Below are 24,175 nucleotides of genomic sequence, written 5' to 3'. Positions count from 1 at the left end.
CTGCCCGCGGCCGCCCCGGGGCGAACGCCCCGTGGTCCGGGCGCTCGCGTGCCCGGGCCTCAGACCGCCACCGGCACCGCTGCGTGGCGGTAGCGGGCGGCCGCGGCGGCGGCGACCCCGCCGTCGGGGCACAGCGGACCCGCCACGGTGTCGGCTCCCGCCTCGGCCAGGCGCTGGTGGAACAGGCCCGGCGCCAGCAGCCACGACGCCAGGGCCACTCGGCGGTGGCCGCGGGCGCGCAGCCGACGCACGGACTCGGCGACGGTGGGCTCGGCGGTGGCGACGTAGCCCTCCTCGACCGCGACCCCGAGCCGGTCGGACAACCGCTGCGCGGCGGCGGCGACCTGGGCGCGCGCGTAGGGGTCGGACGAGCCCGCCGCGGCCAGCACCACGGCCTCGCCCGAGCGCCGCCCGGCCTGGCGCAGGCGGCGCTCGGCCGCCTCCAGAAGCCGCTCGTCGCCGCCCAGCGCGCCCGTGACCACGGCGTCGCCGCGACCGGCGCGCTCCAGCTGGGCGGGGATGTCCACCCGGACGTGGTAGCCGGCCGCAAGGAAGGCGGGCACCACGACGACGGGGCCGTCGATGCCGGCGGCGACCTCGCCGACATCGGGGGCGAGCACGTCGGCGAAGCCCAGCCGCACCTCGGCTCCGGCCGCCTCGGCGACGGCGCGGGCCAGGCGGCGGGCCTCGGCGGTGCCGCGCGGGTCGCGGGTGCCGTGCACGGCCAGCAGCAGGGTCGGAGCCTCCATCAGTCACCCCCGGGTGCGCACTCGCCGGAGTCCAGCGCGAGCCGGTATCCGCGCTTGACCACGGTCTGGATGATGCGGGAGTCGCCCAGTGCACTGCGCAGCCGGGCCACTGCGGTCTCCACGGCGTGGGCGTCGCCGTCGCCGCCCAGCGAGGCCAGCAGGTCGGCGCGGTCGCGGACCTGGCCGGGGCGGCGGGCGAGCTCGCGCATCACCCGCATCAGCGCGGGCGAGACGGGGCAGACCGCGCCGTCGACGAGCACGGCGTGGCCGCGCAGCCGCAGCCGGTGCCCGGCGACCGCCAGTGCGGGGAAGCGCTCGGGCAGCTCCTCGGCCAGGCGCTTGACCATGGCGCCCATGCGGGCGCGCTCGGGCCAGACGGTGGGGATGTCCTCGACCATGAGCGGACGTGCGGTGACCGGGCCCACGCACATGGCCAGGGTGTGGCCGCACAGCTGCTCGACCAGCGCGCGGTCGGCACCCAGGAGGCGGGCGCGCGCGAGCATGGAGGAGGCCGCGGGCGCACTGGTGAAGGTGACGGCGTCCACGCCGCCGGCGGCCACGTCCTCGATCAGCCGGTCCAAGGGCGCGGTGTCCTCGGGTTCGGTCCAGCGGTAGACGGGCACCTCCACGACCTCGGCGCCGGCCATGCGCAGGGCGGCGCAGAAGTCGGGCAGGGGGTCGCCGTGCAGCTGCACGGCGACGCGCAGCCCGTCGACCCCGCTCTCCAGCAGGTAGTCCAGCACCTCGGCCGAGGACTCCGAGGGCGGGGACCACTCCTCCTTGAGGCCGGCGGCGCGGATGGCGCCCTTGGCCTTGGGGCCGCGGGCCAGTACCCGGGAGGAGCCCATGGCGCGGACCAGATCCTCGGCGCAGCCCCACGTGTCGCAGGCCTCCACCCAGCCGCGGAAGCCGATGCCGGTGGTGGCCACGACGACGTCGGCGGGGCGGCGGGTCAGCTCGCGCGAGGCCCCGGCCAGGCGCTGGTCGTCGCTGAGCGGGACGATGCGCAGCGCCGGGGCGCTGGCCACCTCGGCGCCCTTGCGGCGCAGCAGCGCGGCCAGCTCCTCGGCGCGGCGGGAGGCGGTGACGGCGACGGTGAACCCGGCCAGCGGCGCCACGGTGGCGGCGCCGGGGGCCCGGTCGCCGTCGGGCGCCGTGCGGGCGGCGGGTGCGGTGGGCGGGGTGGGTGTCATGTAGTGGCGCCCTCGTCCGGTCGGGTGCAGACGTGGATCACGCCGTCGCGCGACTCCACGGCGTAGGTGGGCAGTCCCGCGTCGGGCTCGTCCAGGCACCGTCCGGTACGCAGGCAGAACACCTGCTTGAGCATGGGCGAGGCGACGGTGGGCTCGCCGGCCCTGTCGCCGACGATGCCGCGGGACATCACCGCCGCGCCGCTGAAGGGGTCGATGTTGCCCACCGCGTAAAGCACGTCGTCGTGCGTGCGGAAGACGGCGACCTGTCCCCCGTCAGGCAGGAGGACGGCGACGCCGCGTTCGGTTACGAGCCTATCCGAGCCGCAGGCGGCGACCCACGACCGGTCGGTGACAGGCGGCGTGGGCAGGCGGCGCGAAGCGCCGCCACTCGGGGCGGTGGCGGGCTGGCGGGCGGTCGTGCTCATCGGCGTCGCACCTCCAGGTGGGCTGGTGCTCCGGCGCGGCGCGCCGGAGGTGGGGCGTCTCTCTGCTGAGCCGCTCAGGCCGGCGCCCGGGCGGGCCGGGCGCCGGCGCGACCGGGCGCCTCGGGCATGCCCAGGGCCACGGGGCCGGCAGGGACCGGCTGGTCGCGCTCGATCTCGAAGGCGATGGTGGGGTCGGGAGCCTCGGGGGCGTTGGCGAAGGACACGAAGCGCGCGAGCTTGTCGGGGTCCTCCAGGACGCCGCGCCACTCGTCGGCGTAGCCGGCGGTGTGGCGCCGCATGGCCTCCTCCAGCTCGGCGGCGATGCCCAGGCTGTCCTGGGTCACGACCGCGCGCAGGTGGTCCAGGCCGCCCTCGAGCCCCTCGATCCAGGCGGCGGTGCGCTGCAGCCGGTCGGCGGTGCGGATGTAGAACATCAGGAACCTGTCGATGTAGCGCACGAGCGTCTCGTCGTCGAGGTCGGCGGCCAGCAGTTCGGCGTGGCGGGGTGTGAAGCCGCCGTTGCCGCCGACGTAGAGGTTCCAGCCGTGCTCGGTGGCGATGACGCCGAAGTCCTTGCTGCGGGCCTCGGCGCATTCGCGTGCGCAGCCGGAGACGGCCGATTTGAGCTTGTGGGGCGAGCGCAGGCCGCGGTAGCGCGTCTCCAGGCGGATGGCCATGGCCACCGAGTCCTGGACTCCGTAGCGGCACCAGGTGCTGCCCACGCACGACTTGACGGTGCGCAGGGCCTTGCCGTAGGCGTGGCCGGACTCGAACCCGGCCTCGACCAGCCGCGCCCAGACCGCGGGCAGCTGCTCGACGCGGGCGCCCAGCAGGTCGATGCGCTGGGCGCCGGTGATCTTGGTGTAGAGGCCGAACTCGCGGGCGACTTCGCCGATGACGATGAGCTTCTCGGGCGTGATCTCGCCCCCGGGCACGCGCGGTACCACCGAGTAGGTGCCGTTGCGCTGGAGGTTGGCCAGGAAGTGGTCGTTGGTGTCCTGCAGCGCCGCCTGTTCGCCCTCGAGGATGTGGCCGCCGCCCATGGAGGCCAGGACCGAGGCCACGGCGGGCTTGCAGATGTCGCAGCCGCGGCCCGTGCCGTGGCGGGCGATGAGCTCGGAGAACGTGGAAACGCCGGTGGCGGCGACGATCTCGACCAGCTCGGCGCGGGAGTGGTCGAAGTGCTCGCACAGGGCGCTGGACTGCTCGATGCCGGAGTCGGCGAGCAGGGTCTTGAGCATCGGCACGCACGAGCCGCAGCTGGTTCCGGCCTTGGTACAGGCCTTCAGGGCGGGGATGTCGGTGCTGCCCTCGGCGATGGCGGTGCCGATGGCGCCCTTGGTTACGGCGTTGCACGAGCAGACCTGGGCGTCGTCGGGCAGGGCGGCCGCGCCCACGCCGCCGGAGCCGCCGCGGTCGGGGGCGATGAGGTCGAGCGGGTCGCCGGGAAGCGCGCGTCCCACCAGCGGGCGCAGGCTCGCATAGGCCGAGGCGTCGCCGACCAGGACCCCGCCCAGCAGGGTGGTGGCGTCGTCGGAGACGACGAGCTTGGCGTAGCGGCGGCCCGGCGCGTCGTTGAGGACGACCTCCAGGGCGCCTTCGGTGGTGCCTTGGGCGTCGCCGAAGCTGGCCACGTCCACGCCCAGCAGTTTGAGCTTGGTGGAGGTGTCGCCGCCGGTGAAGGCGGCCCGGCCGCCGACGAGGTTGTCGGCGGCGACCTCGGCCATGGCGTTGCCGGGGGCGACCAGGCCGTAGACGGTGCCTTGGGCGCTGGCGCACTCGCCCACGGCGTAGATGCGGGGGTCGCTGGTGCGGCAGGCGGAGTCGACGGCGACGCCGCCGCGGGGGCCGATCTCCAGGCCCGCCGCGCGGGCGAGTTCGTCGCGGGGGCGCACGCCCACGGAGAAGACGACGATGCCGGCGTCGACGCTCTGCCGTCCGGGTCCCTGCTCGCCCAGCAGCACGCGCAGGCCCTCGCCGCCGGGGGCGGGTTCGATCCCGGCGAGTCCGGCGGCGGTGTGGCAGGTGACGCCGGTCTCGGCGATGAGCCGGCCCAGGACCGCTCCCCCGCCCTCGTCGACCTGGCGGGGCATCAGCCACGGCGCCATCTCCACCACGTGGGCCCGCATGCCCAGCAGTCGCAGGGCGTTGGCGGCCTCCAGCCCGAGCAGGCCGCCGCCCACGACCACGCCGGGGGCGTCTCTGCGCTGGACGGCGGCCGAGGCTGTGGCGGTGATGTTCTCGAGGTCCTCGATGGTGCGGTAGACGTGGCACCCGGGCAGGTCGTGTCCGGGGACCGGGGGCACGAACGCCGAGGAGCCGGTGGCCAGCACGAGCGCGTCGTAGTCCAGCACCCGGCCGGTGGAGGTGGTGACGGTGCGCGCGTGGCGGTCGACGGCGGTGGCGGGCTCGCCCAGCAGTACGTCGACGCCGGGGCGGTCCGACAGTTCGGGCAGGCGCAGCTCCTCCTCGCCGGCGCCGTCGAAGTAGGAGGACAGGGCGACGCGGTCGTAGGCGGGGCGCGGCTCCTCACCGAGGACGGTGATGTGCCAGGGGGCGTCGGTGTCGCGGCTGAGGACGGCCTCGACGAGGCGGTGTCCGACCATGCCGTTCCCGATGACCACAAGCTGTCTCATGCCGGGTTCTTCTCCTCGCTGGTGGGCGGGGCGCCGAGCGCCGGCGGCCGTTGCTCTGTGCCTTTCAGGCAACCCGGAGCGTGTTTCGCGACCGTCAGCCGTCCGTGAAGGAGAGGTTTCGTTTCCCTGGCATTGCAGGCGGCGAAACGGTGAACGCCGTGAGCAGGGGGTCGGTCACCGCGCAGACCCGCGCAGACCCGCCGGTGTGCCGACGGTCGGGCCACCGCGCGGACCCTCGTGAGCCGAGGGGACGCTGAGGGGATCGGGATACGGCGCGGCTCATCCGAGTCGAGGGGGTGGTCTGCGGCGATGGGGCGCCCCCGGTCGGCGGGTGTGCCCCATCGCCGCCGAGCGCACGCCGGGCCTTTTCCGCGCTCCCGAAGCCGGGCGCCGCGCGGTAGCGGCTCCGCACTTCTCTCCTGCCGAGCGGTGGCGCACCGGGCGGGATACGGTCTCCCCGCGCTCCCCGCGCTCGACGGCGAGCCGACACCCGGCGCTTCGCGCACACCGCCCCTTCTCCGCGGCCCACCCGCGTCAGCGTCGCGAGCGGACGCGGCCACCGACGCGCGCCGGCTCTGCGGGCGGGAACGGGTGGCGGGCGGTGCGCTCAGGCGCCCACGAAGTCGTCCAGGCGCACCGGCAGGCTGCGGACCCGCACGCCGGTGGCGTGGTAGGCGGCGTTGGCGACGGCCGCTGCGGTGCCCACGATCCCGATCTCGCCGATGCCCTTGGCGCCCAGCGGATTGACGTGGGGGTCCTCCTCGTCGATCCAGTGCGCCTGGATGTCCTCGACGTCGGCGTTGGCGGCGATGTGGTACTCGGCGAAGTCGGCGTTGACGACGTGGCCGAAACGCCCGTCGACCACGCTCTCCTCGTGCAGCGCCATGGACAGCCCCATCGTCATGCCGCCGAGGAACTGCGAGCGGGCGGTGCGGGAGTTGACGATGCGCCCGGCGGCGAAGACCCCCAGCAGCCGCGGCACGCGCACCTCGCCGGTGGCCTCGTGCACCCGCACCTCGGCGAACTGGGCGCCGTAGGCGAACATCGCGAAGTCGTCGCCGTCGGGGTTGTCGGGCAGGTCGGCCTCGGCCTCGGCGCCGGGCTCGGGCGCCTGGCCGTGGCGGGCGCGGAAGGCCTCGGCGGCGGCGTGGACGGTCGAGCCCCACGACGCGAGTCCGGTGGAGCCGCCCGCCAGCGACGCCTCGGGCAGTGTGGTGTCGCCCAGGCGCACGCGGACCCGTTCCAGCGGTGCCCCGAGCGCGTCGGCGGCGACCTGGGTGAGTGCGGTCCAGGCGCCGGTGCCGATGTCGGCGGCGCCCAGGGAGACGACGTAGACCCCTTCGCCCTCGTAGCGGATGCGGGCGCGCGAGCCCGAAGGCGGGGGCACGACCGGGTAGGTGGAGGCGGCCACCCCCAGGCCCACGCGCCAACCGTTCTCGGTGCGCGCGGCCGACACCGGCGCGCGGCCGTCCCAGCCGAAGCGGCGGGCGCCCTCGTGCAGGCAGGCGGCCAGGTTTCGGCTGGAGAAGGGCTTGTGCGTGTGCGGGTCGCGGTCGGGTTCGTTGCGCAGCCGCAGCTCGATCGGGTCGAGCCCGCAGGACCAGGCCAGCTCGTCCATGGCGACCTCGGGGCCGAACATGCCCGGGCACTCGCCGGGGGCGCGCATCCAGGTGGGCACGGGCGCGTCCAGGTGCACGGCGCGGTGGCCCATGCGGCGGTTGGGGGCCGCATACATCGACTTCGACGGCAGGGCCGCCTGTTCGACGAAGTCGGCCAGGGCCGAGCTCTGCACGGTGGCCACCACGTCGATGCCCGACAGGCGGCCCTGGGCGTCGGCGGTCAGCCGGACCCGCTGCAGGGTGGGGCTGCGGTAGCCCACCAGCGCGAACATCTGGCGGCGGGTCAGTGCGAGCTTGACCGAGCGGCCGGGCAGGGCCATGGCGGCCAGCGTCGCCAGGGCGGTGGGGGCGTGCAGCGGACCCTTGGAGCCGAACCCGCCGCCGACGTAAGGCGCGATGACGTGCACGCTTCGGGGGTCGAGTCCGGCGATGGCGGCGACGGTGCGCCGCACCTCGTGGACGCCCTGAGTGGACTCGTACAGGGTCAGCGCGGCGCCGTCGAAGTGGGCGACGGTGGAGTGCGGCTCCATCGGGTTGTTGTGCTGCATCGCCGTGGTGTAGGTGTGCTCGACCACGACGTCGGCGGGCTCCGCTCCGGCGGTGTCGCCCTGCCGGTGGTCCTCCTCGGGTGCGACGGCGTCGGAGCGCTGGTCGGAGAGGTCGACGTCGTGGGGGAACTGCTCGTAGCGCACTGTGACCTGCGCTGCGGCCTGGTGGGCTGCCTCGAAGGTCTCGGCGACGACGGCGGCCACGACCTGGCCGCGGTAGGCGACCTCGCCCGACTGCAGCACGGCGAGCTCGGCGGCGCGCTGCAGGCCGCTGAGGTCGGGGTCGGGCTCCAGTCGGGGGGCGTTGGCGTGCCAGAGCACGGTCAGCACCCCCTCGACCGCCTCGGCGTCGGAGGCGTCGACCTCCAGCACCCGGCCGCGGGCGACGGTGGCCTGCACCGGTGCGATGTAGGCGAGGTCGGCGACCGGGTACTCGTAGGCGTAGGGGGCGGTGCCGGCGGCTTTGCGGGGGCCGTCGGCGCGGCGGGGCCCGGTGCCGGTGGCGGTTGCGGCGCGGGTGGTGGTCACCGCTCCCCCTCTCCCTGGTCGGGCCCTGCGCCGCGGCCGCGCACACCGTCGGCGACCTCGCCCAGCGTGGTGGTGATGGCGGCGCGGACCAGCGGCAGCTTGAAGGTGTTGCCGGGCAGCGGGCGGGCCTCGGCGAGCTCGGCCTCGGCCGCGGCGGCGAAGTCGTGCCCGGTGGCGGCCGCGCCGATCAGCGCCTCCTCGGCCAGCCGCGCACGCCAGGGCTTGTGGGCGACCCCGCCCAGGGCGATGCGGGCATCGGCGACGGTGCCGTCCTCGGCGAGCTCCATCGCCGCCGCGGCCGAGACCAGCGCGAAGGCGAAGGAGGCGCGGTCGCGGATCTTGCGGTAGCGGGCGCGGGCGGCCATGGGCATGGCAGGCAGCTCCACGGCGGTGATCAGGTCGCCGTGGGCGAGCACGGTGTCGCGCTCGGGGGCTTCGCCGGGCAGCCGGTGCAGCCGGGACACCGGGATGCGGCGCTCGGCGGCGGCGTCCTGGACCACCGCTTGGGCGTCCAGGGCGGCCAGCGCCACGGCCATGTCGGAGGGGTGGGTGGCCACGCAGTCGGGGGACGCGCCGAAGACGGCGTGGTAGCGCTGGTATCCCTCCAGAGCCGAGCAGCCCGAGCCGGGTTCGCGCTTGTTGCAGGGGGTGCTGAGGTCCTGGAAGTAGACGCAGCGGGTGCGCTGCAGCAGGTTGCCGCCGGTGGTGGCGGCGTTGCGCAGCTGTCCCGAGGCGCCCGACAGCAGCGCCTGGGACAGCACGGGGTATCGGGTGCGCACCAGCGGATGGGCGGCCGCCTCGCTGTTGCGGACGTTGGCGCCGATGCGCAGGCCGCCCTCGGGCAGCTCCTCGACCTCGTCCATGGGCAGGTGGGTGATGTCGACGAGGGTGTCGGGGGCCGTCACGCCCAGCTTCATACGGTCGACGAGGTTGGTGCCTCCGGCGAGGAACGCCGCGGCGGGGTTGTCGGCGACCAGGGCGGCGGCGCCGGCCGCGTCCTCGGCGCGGTGGTAGTCGAAGGGGTTCATCGGTTGCCTCCGCTCTCGGCGGGGGCGTGTGCGCGGGCGGCGTCGCCTACGGCGGCGACGATGCCGGCGTAGGCGCCGCAGCGGCACAGGTTGCCGCTCATGCGCTCGCGGATCTCGGCGTCGGTGAGCACGGGGGCGGATCCCTCGGCCAGGTCGTCCGGCGGAGTGGCGGCGCTGGGCCAGCCGGCGGCGGCTTCGTCGAGCACGCCCGCGGCCGAGCAGACCTGGCCCGGGGTGCAGTAGCCGCATTGCAGGCCGTCGTGCTCGACGAAGGCCTGCTGGAGGGGGTGGGGCGCGGCCTCGTCGCCCAGGCCGGCGGCGGTGGTGACCTCGGCGCCGTCGGCCGCGGCGGCCAGAATCAGGCAGCTGACCACGCGCCTGCCGGAGAGCAGGACCGTGCACGACCCGCACTGGCCGTGGTCGCAGCCCTTCTTCGGTGCGGTGTTGTCCAGGTGTTCGCGGAGTGCGTCCAGCAGGGTGGTGCGGGTGTCCACGCGCAGTGCGCGGGGCCGCCCGTCCACCGTCAGCGTGATGTCGGCCTCCATGGGCTCCTCGCCGTCGGCCCGGCAGCATGACTCGCCGGCTCCGCTGACCCGAGCCGGACGCGGTAAACACGCCTCCGCGTCCGAGCGCCCCGGGCCCCGCGGCCGGCCGGGGCGCTCGGCGGCCTCAGGTCGCCGCGAGAGGGCTGGCGCCGTTCCAGCCCGACAGCAGCGCGTCGACGTCGCGGGTGCATCCGCCGCAGCCGGTGGTGGCGCGCGTGGACGCGGCGATGTCGGTGCGGGTGCGGGCGCCGTCCAGCCAGGCGGTCTCCAGGTCCTGGCGGGTCACGGCGTTGCAGCGGCACACGGTGGGGTCGGCGGCGGCCGCCCCCTGCGGTTCGGCCTCGGGCGCGGGGCGGCCGGTGAGCAGGGCGAGGCGGTCGGCGGGTACCGGGGTGCCGGTGTCGTACATCTGCGCGATGGCCGAGGCGGGCTCGGCGAAGCCCAGCAGCACGGCTCCCACGATGCGCTCCTCGCGCACCGACAGCTTGGCGTAGCGGCCGCCGTGGGGGTCGGCGATGGTGACGGTCTCGGCGGTGTCGTCGGCCTCGGCCTCGCCCATCGAGGTCAGTTCGATGCCGTCGGCCTTGAGGCGGGTGACGGGGCGGGCACCGCCGTAACGGGCCTCGGGGCGGGTGCCGGTGAGCCGGTCGGCCAGGACCGCGGCCTGTTCCCACCCGGGTTGAACGAGGCCGGCGCCTCCGCCGCGGTGCTGGGCGCAGTCGCCGATGGCGTGCACGCGGGCGTCGCCGGTGGCCAGGGTGTCGTCGACGCAGACGCCGTGCTCGGTCTCGATGCCGGCCGCGGCGGCGAGTTCGGTGTTGGCCTTGACCCCGGCGGTCACCACCAGCGCGTCGCCGGCCAAGACGCGGCCGTCGTCGAGTTCCAGGCCGGTTCCGGGGATCCAGCGGGCCGCCACCCGCCAGGAGTGCACGGCCATCCCCAGCGCACTGTACTGCTCGGCCAGGATCTGGGCGGCGGGCCGGTCGATCTGGCGGCGCATGATCCAGGGTGAGGACTCCACCAGGGATACGCGCATGCCGCGTTCGGCCAGGGCGCGGGCGGCCTCCAGCCCCAGCACGCCGCCGCCGAGCACCACGACGGGGCCGCCGGGGCGGGCGAGTGCGTCCAGGCGGCGGCAGTCGGCGACGTCGCGCAGGGCGGTGACGCCCTGCTCGGGTGCGCCGTCGGCGGCGGCCAGTCCGGGGATGGGCGGGAAGGCGGCACGGGCGCCGGTGGCCAGCACCAGGTCGTCGTAGTCCAAACCGGTGCCGTCGTCGAGGGTCACCCGGCGGCGGGCGGTGTCCAAGGCGAGGGCGGCGGTGCCGGTGCGCACGGTCACCGACGGAGCCTCGGGCACGGGCAGGCGGATGTCGTCGGGCGCGTAGTCTCCGGCGAGCACCCCGGGCAGCAGGACCCGGTTGTAGGCGGGCTCGTCCTCGGCTCCCACGACGGTGACACCGACACGCCCTCCGGCGGGGTCGCGCCGGGCGACCTCCTCGGCGAAACGGGCGCCGACCATGCCGTTGCCGATGACGACGATGCGGCGCGCGGGGTGTTGGACCATGGTTGTGTCGGTGCCGGTACCGGCGCGGGTGCGCGGGCGGCACCGCCTCCCTTCGTCGGCCTGGGATCTGGGCGGGTGCGCGCGGCGGCCTCAGCCGCCGCCGGGCGTCGCGGTCGGGGCGGTGTCGGCGTGTTCGAGCCGGACGGCGCTGACCTTGAACTCGGGCATGCGGCTCGTGGGGTCAAGGACCGGGTTGGTGAGGTTGTTGGCGGCCTGGGCTCCGCCGAAGTGGAACGGCAGGAACACGGTGTCGGCCCGCGCGTCGGCGCGGTGGCGGATGCGGGCGAGGGTGGCTCCGCGCCGCGAGACCACCCGCGCCCAGTCGCCCTCCTCCAACCCGGCGCGGGCGCCGGTGTCGGGGTGGACCTCGACGTAGGCTTCCGGCTCGGCCGCGGCCAGCTCGCCGATGCGCCGTGTCTGGGCGCCGGACTGGTAGTGGCCCATCATCCGCCCCGTGGTGGCATAAAGCGGGTAGTCGGCATCCGGCTCCTCGGCGGCGCCCCGGTGGCCCACTGCCGCGAAGCGCGCGCGGCCGTCGGGGTGGGCGAAGGCGTCGAGGAACATGCGCGGGGTGCTCGCCGCCGCGTCGGCCGCGGGCCAGAACACCTCCTCGCCCTGTTCGAGGCGTTCGGGGGTGACGCCGGAGTAGTCGGCGCCGCCCCCGGCCGAAGCCCGCCCCAGCTCGGCCAGGACCGCATCGGGCCGGTCGGGGAAGCGCTCGGCGGGCTGTCCCAGGCGGGTGGCCAGGGAGCTGAGGACCTCCAGGTCGGTGCGCACCCCCGCGGGCGCGGACAGCACGGCCCGGCGCCGCAGCAGGCGCCCCTCAAGGTTGGTCATCGTGCCCTCCTCCTCGGCCCACTGGGCCACGGGCAGGACCACATCGCTCATCGCGGCGGTTTCGGACATGACGAAGTCGCAGGTGACGAGCAGCTCCAGGGCAGACAGCCGGTTTCGGACGCGTTCGGTCCCCGGTGCCGAAACCGCGGGGTTGGATCCCAGCAGCAGCATCGCCCGCGGCCCGTCCTCGGTGCCCAGGGCGTCGAGCAGTTCGTAGGCGCTGCGGCCGGGCCCGGGCAGCTCTTCGGGCTCCACGCCCCATACGCCGGCCACGTGGGTTCGGGCGGCCGGGTCGTCGATCCTGCGGTAGCCGGGTAGCTGGTCGGCCTTCTGGCCGTGCTCGCGCCCGCCCTGGCCGTTGCCTTGGCCGGTGATGCAGCCGTAGCCGGAGCCTTCGCGGCCGGGCAGGCCCAAGGCCAGGGCGAGGTTGATCCAGGCCGAGACGGTGTCGGTGCCCGTTGCGTGCTGCTCGCTGCCGCGCCCGGTGAGCACGTAGGCGCCGCCGGCCGTGCCCAGCAGGCGGGCGGCCTCGCGGATGCGGTGCACAGGCACCCCGGTGACCTGCTCGGTCTGCTCGGGCCAGAAGGCCGCGGCGTAGCGCCAGGCCGCCTCGAAGCCTGTGGTGCGGGCGCAGATGTAGTCCTCGTCGAGCAGGTGCTGGGTACGGGCGGCGTGCAGCAGGCCCAGGGCCAGCGCGGCATCGGTGCCCGGGCGCGGCGCCAGGTGCAGGCCGCCGTGTTCCAGGGCGTAGGCGGCGGTGGCCGAGCGGCGCGGGTCGACCACGATCAGCCGGGGAGCGGTCAGGTGGCCCATCATCGGCGGCATGGTCTCGGCGGGGTTGGCGCCCGCCAGCAGGACCACCTCGGCCGAGGCCACATCGGGCAGGGGGAATCCCATGCCGCGGTCGAGGCCGAAGGCGCGGTTGCCGGCCGCGGCCGCCGAGGACATGCAGAACCTGCCGTTGTAGTCGATCTGGGAGGTGCCCAGCGCGAGGCGGGCGAACTTGCCCAGCAGGTAGCTCTTCTCGTTGGTCAGCGAGCCGCTGCCGAAGACCGCCACCGCATCCGGGCCGTGCGCGGCGCGCAGGTCCGCGAGCTTGGCGGCGACGTGGTCCAGGGCGGTGTCCCAGTCGGTCTCGGTGAATGCGCCCGTGCGGTCGGTGCGCAGCAGCGGGCGGGTGATGCGCTCGGGAGAGGAGAGCAGTTCGGCCGAGGTCCAGCCCTTGCGGCACAGCCCGCCCCGGTTGGTGGGGAACTCCGCGGGGCGCGCGGCGGGGGCGCCGTCGGGGCCGGGTTCGACGTGCATGGCGCACTGCAGGGCGCAGTAGGGGCAGTGGGTGGCGGTGCTCATCGGGAGGCCGCCTCTCCGACCGCGCCCTGCTCCGCCGGCGCCTCCCGGGCCGCGGCGTCGCCGCCGGCGGGGCGGCGCAGGTATACGCGGTAGACCACCACGAGGCAGACCAGGTAGAAGACCAGGAAGGCCACGTATCCGGGGATCACGTTGCCGAAGCTCAGGAAGGACTGGCGAAAGACCAGGTTGATACCCACGCCGCCCAGGGCCCCGGCCGCGCCCACCAGGCCCAGCACCGCGCCGGAGACGCGCTTGTTCCGGGCGTAGGCCTGCTCCGCGGGCACGCCGGCGGCGATCTGGGTCTCGGCCTCGGCGGCGTAGACGGCCGGGATCATCTTGTAGGTGGAGCCGTTGCCGATGCCGGTGAGCAGGAACAGCGCGATGAATCCGGCGGTGAACAGCGCCAGCGACTCCTGCAGCGAGGCCGCGACGATGATCGCGGTGCCCGCAGCCATGGCCGCGAAGTTCCACAGGGTCACCCGGGCTCCGCCGAACCGGTCGGCCATTCGGCCGCCGACCGGGCGGATCAGCGAACCCAGCAGGGGGCCGATGAAGGTCACCGCGGCGGCCTCCAGCGGGGTGCGGTCGAACTGGTTCTGCAGCAGCAGCCCGAAGGCGAAGGAGAATCCGATGAAGGAGCCGAAGGTTCCGATGTAGAGGAAGGACATGATCCAGAAGTTGCGGTCCTTGGCGGCGGCGATCTGGGCTCCCACGTCGGCTCGGGCGCCGGCGAGGTTGTCCATGCGCGTCCAGGCCAGGGCGACGGACAGGATCAGCAGGGGGATGTAGAACGCGGCCAGCAGGTGGCCCTGGGCCGCGCCGAAGGCCGCGATGGCGCCCAGCCCGGCGAGTTGGACGGTGGCCACGCCGATGTTGCCGCCGCCGGCGTTGAGCCCCAGCGCCCAGCCCTTGCTGCGCTCGGGAAAGAAGGAGTTGATGTTGGCCATGGACGAGGAGAAGTTGCCTCCGCCCAGTCCGGCGGTGGCCGCCAGCAGCACGAACAGCCAGAAGGGGGTGTCGGGGCGCTGGATGAGCACCACGGCCGTCCCGGTGGGAACCAGCAGTGCGGCCGCCGAGATCAGCGTCCAGTTGCGGCCGCCGAACCTGGGCACGGCCAGGGTGTAGGGCACCCGCAGTAAGGCGCCGACCAGGGAGACGACCGAGACCAGCAGGAACTTCTGCGCCGCGGTGTAGTCGAATCCGGTCTCGGGGGTCATGAACAGGGTCAGTACCGACCACAGGCTCCACACCGAGAACCCGATGTGCTCGGCGAAGATGGAGGCCCACAGGTTGCGGTTGGCCACCCGCCGACCCGTGGCGTTCCAGAACGCGGTGTCCTCGGGCTCCCAGTGGGTGATCCACCGCCCGCGGGTGCGGGGCGGGGTGCTGCTCGGTGCGGTCACGGCCTGGCCTTCCTCGGTCGACGGCTGGGGTCGCGCAACGTGACCGACGGTAGGTAGCCGGAGTTGCCGGGGCGTGTCCTGCCGTAACACCCGGGAAACGGAGCGCTCACCGCAGGCTGTCGGCCGTAGTGAAGTCCGGTCGAGGAAGTGGAGCGGGTTGCGGTAGAGCGAACGTATCTGAACAGCGGGCTTTACATTGTAGATTTCATCTTGGGGGACGGCGTCCTCGCCACCGCGTTCCGGGCCCCAGGCGCGTCGCGCCGGGGGCCCGCTTTGCCGCGGGACGCCGATCGGCGCCGGTCAGCCCGCCGCGACCGTCCTACGGCGCAGGCGGCGAGCCAGGACGCCGTGCCGGGGCGCGCCGAGGTAGGCCAGCGCGAATCCGCAGGCCTGGGCGACCACGACGGCGCCGCCGGTGGCGACGTCGGCGTAGAAGCTGACGTAGGTGCCCAGCACGGAGGCGGTCACCGAGACCGCGACGGCGATGAGGAGCATGCGCTCGAACCGGTCGGTGAGCAGGTAGGCGGTCGCGCCGGGGATGACCACCATGGCCACCACCAGGATGATGCCCACCGCCTGCAGCGCGATGACCACCGTCACCGACAGCAGCGCCAGCAGCAGCGCCTCCAGGCGGCGGGGGCGCAGGCCGATGGCGTGGGCGTGCACGGGGTCGAAGGCGTAGAGGGTGAGGTCGCGGTGCTTGACCGCGACCACGGTCACGACCAGCGCCGCCATCGCCAGAATCTGCAGGATCTCGGAGTCGGAGACGCCCAGCACGTTGCCGAAGAGGATGTGCATCAGGTCGGTCTCGGAGGGGACGCGGGAGATCAGCACCACGCCGATGCCGAACATCGCGGTGAAGACGATGCCGATCGCCGCGTCCTCCTTGACGCGCGATGTGCGGTTGACCGCGCCGATGAGGGCGACCGAGCCCGCGCCGAAGACCAGTGCGCCCACCGCGAAGGGCAGGCCGAGCAGGTAGGACAGCACGACGCCGGGCAGCACGGCGTGGGAGACGGCGTCGCCCAGCAGCGACCAGCCGGTCAGTGTCATCCAGCAGGAAAGCAGGGCGCAGACGACGCCGGCCACGAGGCTGACCAGCAGCGCGCGCTGCATGAAGTCGAACTGCAGCGGCAGGGCGAACCACTCCACGAGCGCGCTCACGCCGGCCTGCCCTCGGGCAGGGGGGCGATGCCGAAGGCCTCCATCAGCCGTTCGGGCGCGAGCACCTCGCCGGGAGGGCCGTGTGCGAGCAGCCGGCGCTGCAGCAGGGCGGCCTCGTCGCACAGCCGACCCACCCCGGCCAGGTCGTGGGTGGAGACCAGCAGAGTGTGGCCTTCGTCGCGCATGGCGGCGAGCACCTCGATGATGGTGGCCTCGGAGCCCCGGTCCACACCGGCGAAGGGCTCGTCGAGCAGGAACACCCGGGCGCCCTGGGCGATGCCGCGTGCCACGAACGCCCGCTTGCGCTGGCCGCCGGAGAGGGCGCCGATCTGGCGGTGGGCGAGGTCGGCCAGTCCGGTGCGCTCCAGGGCCGCATCGACGGCTTCGCGGTCGGCCCGGCGCGGCCGGCGGGTGGGGCCCATGCGTCCGTAGCGGCCCATCATCACCACGTCGATCACGCGCACCGGAAACGCCCAGTCGACCTGTTCGGACTGGGGGACATAGCCCACCGTGCCGCGCCTGCGCGCCGTCGCCGGGTCGCAGTCCAGGATGCGCACACTGCCGGCGTCGGCGGCGGTCAGGCCCATGATCGCGGTGAACAGTGTGGACTTGCCCGAACCGTTGGCGCCCAGCAGGCCGCAGATGCGGCCCGGCCCCACGCTCAGGCTGACGTCCTCGAGGGCGCAGACGTCGCCGTAGTGCACCGTCACCCCCGCCACCACGAGAGCGGGTGCCGCGCTCTGGGCGCACGGCTGAGGGGCGGCTGCGGTGGTCCCGGTGGCGGTCACGCGTCCTCCTTGCGGGTGAGTCCGGCGGCGATGGCCTCGGTGTCGTAGCGCAGCAGGTCCAGGTAGGAGGGCACGGGCCCGTCCGGCGGCGACAGGGAGTCCACGTAGAGGTCGGGGTCCAAAGCGGCGCCGGTCTCCTCGGCGACCCGCTGCTGGGTGCCGCTGTCGACGGTGGTCTCGCAGAAGACGGTGGGCACGTCGTTGGACCGTACGAACCGCACCACCGAGGCGACCTGGCCGGGGGTGGCCTGGGTGTCGGAGTTGACCGGCCACAGGTAGCGCTCGGCCAGGCCGGCGTCGCGGGCCAGGTAGGAGAAGGCGCCTTCGCAGGTGACCAGGGCGCGCTGGGACCGGGGGACCCCGGCGAGCTCGGTCTCCAGGTCCTCGCCGATCTCCCGGATGCGCTTCTTGTAGTCCTTCGCGTCGGCGGCGTAGGCGTCGGCGTTGGGCGGGTCGAGCTCGCTGAGGGCGGCGGCGATGTTGTCGACGTAGACCAGCGCGTTGTCCGGCGACATCCAGGCGTGGGGATTGGGCTCGCCCTCGTGGCCGCCCGAGACGACGGGCACGGTCTCCACGCCCGTGGAGAGGACTGCGGTGGGTGCGTCCACGGGCTCGGTGAACTGGGTGAACCACGCTTCCAGGCCGAGTCCGTTGTGCAGCACGAGGTCGGCGTCCCTGCCGCGCACGAGGTCCTCGGGCCTGGGTTCGTAGGAGTGGATCTCGGCGCCCACGCGGGTGACGGACTCGACGTCGACACGGTCGCCGGCGACGTTCGCGACCATGTCGGCCAGCACGGTGAAGGTGGTCAGGACCGTGAGCCGGCCGTCGTCGGAATCCGGACGCGCCCCGGCCGGTGTGCAGCCGGCCGCGCACACCAGCGCAGCGGCCGCCGCCGCTGCGCTGGTTGAAGTACGGCGATCTCGAATGTTTGGCACGCCCAACTACTACCACAGGCCGCCGGTGTCCATGCGCGCTCGCCCCCGGATCCACACACGGCGCCCCCGCCGCGGCCCGCACCGGTTGGTGCGGTCGCGGCGGGGGCGCCGTGTGTGCTGCGGACTGCGGGGCGGGGCGCTGCGAGGCGACGCCGCCGGTCAGGCCTGGCCCTCGGCGGCCTTGCCGAGGTCCTCGACGAAGCCGTCCAGCACCCAGGGGATGGTCAGCGGGTTGGGTGTGGAGATCGCCATGGACTGCTCGGGGTCCTCGTAGCCGATGTAGGCGTCGTCCTGCACCGCCTCGACCTTCTGGAAGACGGGGTTGTCCTCAAGCTTCTCGCGCTCCTGGGCGGTGTTGAACCACATCACGAGCACGTCGGCGTCGATCTTGTCGGCGTTCTCCTGGCTGAGCGTGCCGTAGAACTGGCCGTCCTCGACGGGCAGGTCCTCGGCGAAGCCGGCGGGGGAGAAACCGAGCTGCTCCATGATGACCGGGCGGGCGTCCTTGCCGATGTAGAAGCCGAACTCGCCGGTGGAGGGCATGACAGTGCCCACGGCGTAGGTCGTGTCCTGGAACTCGGGGTGGTCCTGGGCCAGGTTGTCGATGTAGGCCGAGGTGTCGTCGGCGATCTGCTGCGCCTCCTCCTTCTTGCCCACGGCCTTGCCGATGGTGAGCGCCTGCTCCTTCCATCCGGTCATCCAGGGCTGGTCGAGGTAGGGCACGGTCGGGGCGACCTCGGAGAGCTGCTGGTACTCCTTCTCGGTCATGCCCGACTGCACACCCAGCACCAGGTCGGGCGACAGGGCGGCGACCTGCTCGGCGGTGATGCCGTCGTCGGTGTTGATGAGCTCGGGCTTGTCGGCGCCCAGCTCCTCGATCTTCTCCAGGTCCCAGGGCAGGTAGCCCTCCTCGTCGCCGGCGTAGGTGGAGGCGTTCATGCCGGCGGGGACGATGCCCAGTTCGAGCAGGGTGGCCTCGTCCGACCAGCCCACGGTGACGATGCGCTCGGGCTTCTGGTCGATCGTGGTCGAGCCGTGGGCGTGCTCGATGGTCACCGGGGACCAGTCGCCGCCGGCGGAGCCGCTGTCGGTCTCGGTGCCGGAGGGAGCGCCGCAGCCGGCGGCGGCCACGGCTGCTGCCGCGACCAGGGCGATTCGGGCAAGGGGGGCCGAAGCCCTCGTCAACGAAGGCATAGGTGGGCCTTTCTCGGATCAGGGTCGAACGTACCGGCCAAACGCGGCTAGGTGAGGCTACCCTAACCCACATTCCTCCTGGTTTGTCACCCGGGGCGCCATGCCGGCGACCCCCTCCCCGCCGGCGCGGCCGCGGGCCGCCCAGGGCGGCCGTGGCGCCGAGACCTCGGCACCCCCGTGCGGCCGCACCGAAACGCCCCCCGCCACCAGGTGTTTTGCGCCGCACATGGCCGCACATGGCCACGAGGACAGGCTCGCGCCCGCCGCCGGAAGTGCTTTACGCTTTCCTTATCTGTCCCAAAACGGACAGAACCCCCCTGGAAAGCCACGATGATCGAACACTTCGCCTACGGCTGGACGACGCCCGCGATCGCCTACGCGGTCTCCTTCTTCGGGTCCCTCATCGGGCTGCAGGCCGCGGGCCGCGCGCGCCGCAGCCGGGGCGCGATCCGATCCGGATGGCTGGTCGTCGCCGCCTTCGCCCTCGGTGCCGCGGCGATCTGGGGGATGCACTTCATCGCGATGCTGGGCTTCTCGGTCCAGTCGACCGCACTGCGCTACGACGTGCTCCTGACCGTCCTCAGCGGCCTGCTGGCCGTCGCCGTCGTGGGTGTGGCACTGTTCTGGAGCATGATGTGGCGACCCGGCTGGACCGCGGTGCTGGGCGGCGGGGCCATCATGGGCCTGGGCGTGGTCTCGATGCACTACATGGGCATGGCCTCGATCCGGATGCAGGCCCAGATGCAGCACGACCACCGCTACACGGCCGCCGCGGTGGTAGTCGCCCTGGTGGCCTCCACCCTCGCGCTGCTGTTCGCCCTGCGACTGCGCGGCCTGCCCGCCACCCTCCTGGCCTCGCTGGTCATGGCGGCCGCGGTCGCGGCCATGCACTACACCGCCATGTTCGGCATGAGCGTGACCGCGCTGCCCGAGACCCCGTTCGACTCCCCGGTCTCCGGTGCCACCATGATGGACTTCTTCCTGCCGGTGTTCGTGGGGCTGGGCTTGCTGCTGATGATCGTCTCGCTGATACTGATGCTCTCGCCCGCCGACAACGAGGCGGACCGGCCGGCGGCGAACACCCGGCCCCGGCCGCCGGAGGACTCGGTGTTCACCTGACTTCCCGGAGGATGCCCAGGCCTTGTGGCCGGGGAGGAATCCGGGCAGGCAACCGGCACTTCTCCCGGTTCGACGCCGGACATCGGTGCGGCTGGTCGAGTCGCAGCCCGGGAGAGACTCCCGGGTGAGGCCTGGGGAGCTGATGTGAGACGGTACGGGTTCGCCCGTCCGCGGTCGGCGACGAAACAGGAAACCGCTGCCGTGAGGCAGTCCGCGTAAGCGGAACCGTTCCCTCGGGGACGGTCGGAATCCCCCTCCTTCAGGAGGGGGAGGAAGTCAACCGGAGGCACTGACCATCGATCCCGCACTGCGGGCGGCGCTGGTCGACGTCGGCGCCGTCAACGCCTTCTTCGCCGTGGAGACCGGCTCCGCTCCGGGAACCCGGCGCCCCCTTGCCGACCTGTGGCGCGCCGACCTGGTCGACACCGAGATCGCGTCCGTGCGCGCCGGGCTCGCGACCGCGGCCGGCCGTCCGGTGGAGGACGTCGAACCGCGGGCGGCGGCCTCCCTCGGCTACCAGGGCCTGGCCTCGCGGCTGCTCTCGCCCCAGGTGGCCGCGGCGCTGTGCCACGGCATCGTCGCGCCGCCCGCCGCGCTGCGCTGGCGCGTGTCCGGAGGTCGGCTGCATCTGGCACTGGGCGAGGGCGCGGGTGCCGCCGCCTCCGGAGACCGCCCGCGCGCCGAGGCGGCCGCCGACCTCGTGGCCGAGCACGTGGTGACGGCTGTGCTGGTGCCCGCGGCCCAGACGCTGCGCGCGCGGGTGCGCCTGGCACCGCGGCTGCTCTACGGCGACGCGGCCTCCGCCCTGGCCGGGGCCGCGGCGGCGCTGGCGGCGGACCGCCCCGGGCTCGCCGAGGACGCGTTCGCGCTGGTGCGCCTGCTGCTTGAGCGGCCGCCGCTGCGCGGCCTGGGCGCCTACTCCCCCACCGGGCCCGGCGACGCGGGACCCGCGGTGTTCACCCGCGCGACGTGCTGCCTGTACTACCGCATCCCCGGCGGCGGGGTCTGCGGCGACTGCCCGATCGCCGCGCGCGCCCGGCGGGCCTGAGCGGCCCCGCCCGGGCCCGGGGCCGGCCGCCGCAGGCCGGTCAGGAGCCGCGGTTCTCGCCGAGCTCCTCCTCGATGGGGTTGACCGGCCCGGCCTCCTTGGCCCGCTCGGATACGCCGGGCTTGGTGTGGTGCCGGCGCTGCTGGGCGCGGTCGGACTCGTCGCGCTTCTGCCCGCCGAGCTCGTCCTGGGGCACGGCCCGCAGGACCTGGTTGGGCTCGTTGAAGTCCGCCGGGGGCATGGCCTGAAGGGCGCTGAGGAGGAACCGGTCGGCGCCCTGCTCCTGGGCGTACTCCACGATCCGGTCCTTGCCCACGGGAAAGTCCAGACCGGACAGGATCTGCTTCAGCCCTTCGACGTCGTGCAGTGCCGCCATCGGGCGCTCCTTTCGCTCGGCCGCTGCCCCGGTGCCGTGAGCCGCGTCGGCGCGGCTGCGTAGACGCGGCTCACGGCACCGGGCGTGCACCCGCCGACTACCCGCCGCCGCCTCTGCCATTCACCGTCGGCCCGGCTCGGCGCGCGGCCCGGCCGGCTCCGCGGGTGCCGGAGTGCGGAACCGGCCGGTGCGCCCCGCGCGAGGCGGTCGTCAGCGGCCCGCCGGGGTGATGGCCGCGGCCTGCTCGGCGACGCGTCCGAGGAAGGCGGCGGCGCCCTCGGCGTCGGTGTAGCCGGTGCAGATGGCGTGGTCGATCCCCAGTTCGGCGAGGCGGCCGCACTCGTCGACGACCTGGTCGACACTGCTGTCGGGCCCCACCATCGCCAGGGAGGTCTTCTCGATCTCCGCATAGTCACGGCCCTCGGCGGCGCAGTGCTCGCGCAGCACGCCCAGCTTGTGCTCCAGGTCGGGACCGGCGAAGAGGTTGCAGGCGTCGCCGTACTTGGCGACGTAGCGCAGCGTCTTCTTCTCCCCTCCCCCGCCGATGAGGATCGGCGGGTGCGGCCGCTGCACCGAGGCCGGGGAGTTCAGCGGGCGCTCCAGCCGGTAGTGCCTGCCGTGGTACGGGCTCTCGTCGTCCGACCACATGCGCTGAGCGATCTGCAGCGTCTCCTCCAAGCGCTCGAAGCGCTCGGCCGTGGGCGGGAAGGGCAACCCCAGCCCGAGCGCCTCGCCCTCGAACCACGCGGCCCCGATCCCCAGCCAGGCGCGCCCGCCCGAGAGCACGTCCAGGGTGGTGACGCTTTTGACGAGCATGCCGGGGTGGCGGTAGACGGCGCCGGTGACGAGCGTGCCCAGGGTGATGTTCTCGGTCACCCCGGCGGCGTAGGAGAGCGCCGAGTAGCCCTCCAGCATGGGCTCCTCGACGGCGCCGACCATTTCGATCTGCCACAAGTGGTCCATCACCCACAGGCTGGACAGCCCCGCCTGGTCGGCTTCGCGCGCGGTGCGGGCGAAGGCCGGGCCGATGTGCTCAGGGCTGCCGGCACTGGTGAAGCGGGGAATCTGGATACCGATACGCATGGCGGCTTCCTTACCGTGGTGCGCCCGAGTCCTCGGGTGCGTGTGTCGTCCGCGCCCATCGAATCAGCGCCCGGCCCCGCCGCAAAGCGATCAGGGCCCGGCGGACGCGGCGGGACCGGGCGTCGCCGAGGCTCCGACGCAGGTAGCCGCCCGGCTGCGGTGTCAGCACTCCGACGTCCACAATCACCGAAACCCTTTGTTTGTTACCAATGATAATGTATCGTCGTTAACGGATAGACGTTATCGACGAACAATCAAGGAGTCCTACTGTGACCATGGAGACACGCCGCCTCGGCAGCACCGGCCCGCGGGTGTCGACCCTGGGGCTGGGCATGATGGGCATGTCCGACCTCTACGGTCCGACCGACCGCACCGAGGCGATCGCCACCGTGCACAGCGCCCTGGACGCCGGAATCACCCTGCTCGACACCGGTGACTTCTACGGCATGGGCGACAACGAGATGCTGCTGCGCGACGCGCTGAAGGAGCGCGACCGCGGCAACGCGGTCATCAGTGTGAAGTTCGGCGGGATGCGCGGCCCCGACGGATCATGGGTGGGCTATGACGCCCGTCCCGAGGCGGTCCGCAACTTCCTCGCCTACTCGCTGCGCCGCCTGGGCACCGATCACATCGACGTCTACCGCCCGGCCCGCCTCGACCCCCGGGTGCCGATCGAGGAGACCGTGGGCGCCATCGCCGAAATGGTCGAGGCCGGCTATGTGCGCCACATCGGGCTTTCCGAGGTCGGCGCCGAGACGCTGCGCCGTGCCGCCGCCGTGCATCCCATCTGCGACCTGCAGTTCGAGTACTCGCTGATCTCCCGCGGCATCGAGGACGAGATCCTGCCCACCGCCCGCGAACTGGGCATCGGGGTGACCGCCTACGGTGTGCTCTCACGCGGGCTGCTGTCGGGCCACTGGAGCAGCGAGCGCGGCTTGGCGGCCGACGACTTCCGCGCCCGCAGCCCGCGTTTCCAGGGCGAGAACCTGCGCCACAACCTGAGCCTGGCCGAGGCGCTGGGCGCTGTGGCCCAGGACAAGGGCATCACACCGGCTCAGGCCGCTATCGCCTGGGTGGCCGCGCGCGGCGAGGACGTCGTACCGCTGGTCGGCGCGCGCCGGCGCGACCGGCTCTCCGAGGCGCTGGGCGCGCTGGACGTCGAGCTGTCGCGGGAAGAGGTCGCCGAACTCGAAAGCGCCGTGCCGCCGGGCGCGGCCGCGGGCGAGCGCTACCCCGAACCGCAGATGCGCCACCTGCCCGTCTGACACACAGGCGGCGCGGGCGACGGAGAGCGTCGGGCGTGGTGGCGGTCCCCTTGTCAGCCCCGCCCCTCCTGCACGGAGGCCGGAGCGATCCACAGGGCCTCGGCGGCGAGCAGGCCCAGGGCCTGCTCGCGCTGATCACCGGAGGTGCCTGTGCGCACGATCAGCGGGCCGCCGAAGGGCCGGCGCTCCACCAGCTCGATGCGCATGCCGATGCCGATGTCCTGCTCGGCGAGGTGGCGCAGCAGGTCGGGGTCGGAGTCGTTGACCCGCACGATGACTCCCGTGGTCCCCGCCTCGGCCGCGGACAGCAGCTGGGTCTCGCGCTCGGGCACGTCGCCCTCGCGGGTGGGGATGGGGTCGCCGTGCGGGTCGACCGCGGGATGGCCCAGGTAGGCGGCGATGCGGTCGACGAACCGGTCGGAGACCACGTGCTCGAGGATCTCGGCCTCGTCGTGGACCTCGTCCCAGGAGTAGCCCAGCGCCTCGACCAGGTAGGTCTCCAGCAGGCGGTGGCGGCGCAGGACGGCCAGCGCGGCCTTGTCGCCGGTCTCCGTCAGCTGCACGTCTCCGTAGCGGCGGTGGGACACCAGCCCCAGTTCGCCGAGCTTGCGCAGCATCCCCGAGACCGAGGAGTTGGACACCGAGAGCCGCTCGGCCATCGCCGAGATCGTCACCGGGCCGGAACCGCGTTCCTGCAGGTCGTAGATGACCTTGACGTAGTCCTCGACCGAGGTGGACGGCCGCTCGGATGCGTTCTCCATGGTCGCCACGGTATCGC

At 73.7% G+C, this 24,175-nt stretch carries 20 protein-coding genes; 3 read left to right on the top strand and 17 right to left on the bottom strand.

Translation table 11 applies throughout. The features are described from left to right. Window positions 1-59: 59 nt before the first annotated feature. The 14 genes from LP52_RS13440 to LP52_RS13375 all read right to left on the bottom strand — a co-directional run bounded on the left by LP52_RS13440 (window position 60) and on the right by LP52_RS13375 (window position 18,506). On the bottom strand, window positions 60-749 hold the full coding sequence (locus LP52_RS13440) for a sirohydrochlorin chelatase (RefSeq protein WP_040273774.1): 690 nt from the start codon (window positions 747-749) through the stop codon (window positions 60-62). Then, window positions 749-1,942 carry a uroporphyrinogen-III synthase gene (locus tag LP52_RS13435; protein ID WP_040273772.1) on the bottom strand — a complete coding sequence of 398 codons (1,194 nt, stop codon included), beginning with the start codon at window positions 1,940-1,942 and terminating at the stop codon, window positions 749-751. The genes LP52_RS13440 and LP52_RS13435 overlap by 1 nt, the downstream gene beginning before the upstream one ends. Further along, window positions 1,939-2,367, bottom strand: a complete 429-nt coding sequence (gene nirD / locus LP52_RS13430; RefSeq protein ID WP_084723166.1) for a nitrite reductase small subunit NirD — start codon at window positions 2,365-2,367, stop codon at window positions 1,939-1,941. Before nirD ends, LP52_RS13435 begins: the two co-directional genes overlap by 4 nt. Before the next feature lie 74 nt (window positions 2,368-2,441). After that, window positions 2,442-5,003: a nitrite reductase large subunit NirB gene (gene nirB, locus LP52_RS13425; protein ID WP_040273770.1), complete on the bottom strand. Its 2,562-nt coding sequence runs from the start codon at window positions 5,001-5,003 to the stop codon at window positions 2,442-2,444. Window positions 5,004-5,610: 607 nt separating this feature from the next. Then, the gene (locus LP52_RS13420; RefSeq protein WP_040273768.1) at window positions 5,611-7,698 is read right to left on the bottom strand and encodes a xanthine dehydrogenase family protein molybdopterin-binding subunit; all 2,088 of its coding nucleotides are present in this window, start codon (window positions 7,696-7,698) and stop codon (window positions 5,611-5,613) included. Further along, window positions 7,695-8,726, bottom strand: coding sequence for an FAD binding domain-containing protein (locus tag LP52_RS13415; RefSeq protein WP_052809805.1), 1,032 nt, complete (start codon window positions 8,724-8,726; stop codon window positions 7,695-7,697). Before LP52_RS13415 ends, LP52_RS13420 begins: the two co-directional genes overlap by 4 nt. Then, window positions 8,723-9,271, bottom strand: coding sequence for a (2Fe-2S)-binding protein (locus LP52_RS13410; RefSeq protein ID WP_040273767.1), 549 nt, complete (start codon window positions 9,269-9,271; stop codon window positions 8,723-8,725). The genes LP52_RS13415 and LP52_RS13410 overlap by 4 nt, the downstream gene beginning before the upstream one ends. Before the next feature lie 124 nt (window positions 9,272-9,395). Next, window positions 9,396-10,835 (bottom strand): FAD-dependent oxidoreductase, encoded by a 1,440-nt coding sequence (locus LP52_RS13405; RefSeq protein ID WP_040273765.1) that lies wholly within the window; start codon window positions 10,833-10,835, stop codon window positions 9,396-9,398. A gap of 90 nt (window positions 10,836-10,925) precedes the next feature. After that, window positions 10,926-13,022 carry a molybdopterin oxidoreductase family protein gene (locus LP52_RS13400; protein WP_040273764.1) on the bottom strand — a complete coding sequence of 699 codons (2,097 nt, stop codon included), beginning with the start codon at window positions 13,020-13,022 and terminating at the stop codon, window positions 10,926-10,928. Then, window positions 13,019-14,425, bottom strand: coding sequence for an MFS transporter (locus LP52_RS13395; RefSeq protein WP_040273762.1), 1,407 nt, complete (start codon window positions 14,423-14,425; stop codon window positions 13,019-13,021). The genes LP52_RS13400 and LP52_RS13395 overlap by 4 nt, the downstream gene beginning before the upstream one ends. 300 nt (window positions 14,426-14,725) lie before the next feature. Further along, window positions 14,726-15,541, bottom strand: coding sequence for a metal ABC transporter permease (locus LP52_RS13390; protein ID WP_052809810.1), 816 nt, complete (start codon window positions 15,539-15,541; stop codon window positions 14,726-14,728). Between the two features lie 44 nt (window positions 15,542-15,585). Continuing rightward, a complete protein-coding gene (locus LP52_RS13385) occupies window positions 15,586-16,311 on the bottom strand; it encodes a metal ABC transporter ATP-binding protein (protein ID WP_040273835.1) in 726 nt (241 codons plus the stop codon). 62 nt (window positions 16,312-16,373) lie between these two features. After that, window positions 16,374-17,312 carry a metal ABC transporter substrate-binding protein gene (locus LP52_RS13380; RefSeq protein ID WP_040273759.1) on the bottom strand — a complete coding sequence of 313 codons (939 nt, stop codon included), beginning with the start codon at window positions 17,310-17,312 and terminating at the stop codon, window positions 16,374-16,376. 159 nt (window positions 17,313-17,471) lie between these two features. Beyond that, window positions 17,472-18,506: an iron-siderophore ABC transporter substrate-binding protein gene (locus LP52_RS13375; RefSeq protein ID WP_040273757.1), complete on the bottom strand. Its 1,035-nt coding sequence runs from the start codon at window positions 18,504-18,506 to the stop codon at window positions 17,472-17,474. Window positions 18,507-18,836: 330 nt separating this feature from the next. Between LP52_RS13375 and LP52_RS13370 the strand changes: the two genes are divergently transcribed. Together LP52_RS13370 and LP52_RS13365 are read left to right on the top strand one after the other, a co-directional pair. Next, window positions 18,837-19,625 carry an MHYT domain-containing protein gene (locus tag LP52_RS13370; RefSeq protein WP_040273755.1) on the top strand — a complete coding sequence of 263 codons (789 nt, stop codon included), beginning with the start codon at window positions 18,837-18,839 and terminating at the stop codon, window positions 19,623-19,625. A 355-nt stretch (window positions 19,626-19,980) separates the two neighbouring features. Continuing rightward, window positions 19,981-20,673: a (2Fe-2S)-binding protein gene (locus tag LP52_RS13365; RefSeq protein WP_238580908.1), complete on the top strand. Its 693-nt coding sequence runs from the start codon at window positions 19,981-19,983 to the stop codon at window positions 20,671-20,673. A gap of 40 nt (window positions 20,674-20,713) precedes the next feature. Here the strand turns inward: LP52_RS13365 and LP52_RS13360 are convergent, their stop codons facing one another. Next, complete coding sequence (locus LP52_RS13360) at window positions 20,714-21,049, bottom strand: DUF2795 domain-containing protein (protein ID WP_040273752.1); 336 nt, start codon at window positions 21,047-21,049, stop codon at window positions 20,714-20,716. Between the two features lie 210 nt (window positions 21,050-21,259). Then, window positions 21,260-22,132 (bottom strand): LLM class F420-dependent oxidoreductase, encoded by an 873-nt coding sequence (locus LP52_RS13355; RefSeq protein ID WP_040273751.1) that lies wholly within the window; start codon window positions 22,130-22,132, stop codon window positions 21,260-21,262. A 275-nt stretch (window positions 22,133-22,407) separates the two neighbouring features. Here LP52_RS13355 and LP52_RS13350 point away from each other — a divergent pair, with 275 nt between their 5' ends. Then, window positions 22,408-23,397: an aldo/keto reductase gene (locus tag LP52_RS13350; RefSeq protein ID WP_040273834.1), complete on the top strand. Its 990-nt coding sequence runs from the start codon at window positions 22,408-22,410 to the stop codon at window positions 23,395-23,397. Window positions 23,398-23,450: 53 nt separating this feature from the next. Here LP52_RS13350 and LP52_RS13345 read toward each other — a convergent pair whose 3' ends face one another. Further along, window positions 23,451-24,158, bottom strand: coding sequence for a metal-dependent transcriptional regulator (locus tag LP52_RS13345; protein ID WP_040273832.1), 708 nt, complete (start codon window positions 24,156-24,158; stop codon window positions 23,451-23,453). Window positions 24,159-24,175 lie beyond the last annotated feature (17 nt).

Origin of the sequence: Streptomonospora alba (assembly GCF_000826685.1) — a bacterium.
Taxonomy (GTDB): Bacteria; Actinomycetota; Actinomycetes; order Streptosporangiales; family Streptosporangiaceae; genus Streptomonospora; species Streptomonospora alba.
The sequence above is the reverse complement of the archived record's forward strand: the minus strand, read 5'-3'. Positions and strand labels throughout refer to the sequence as shown.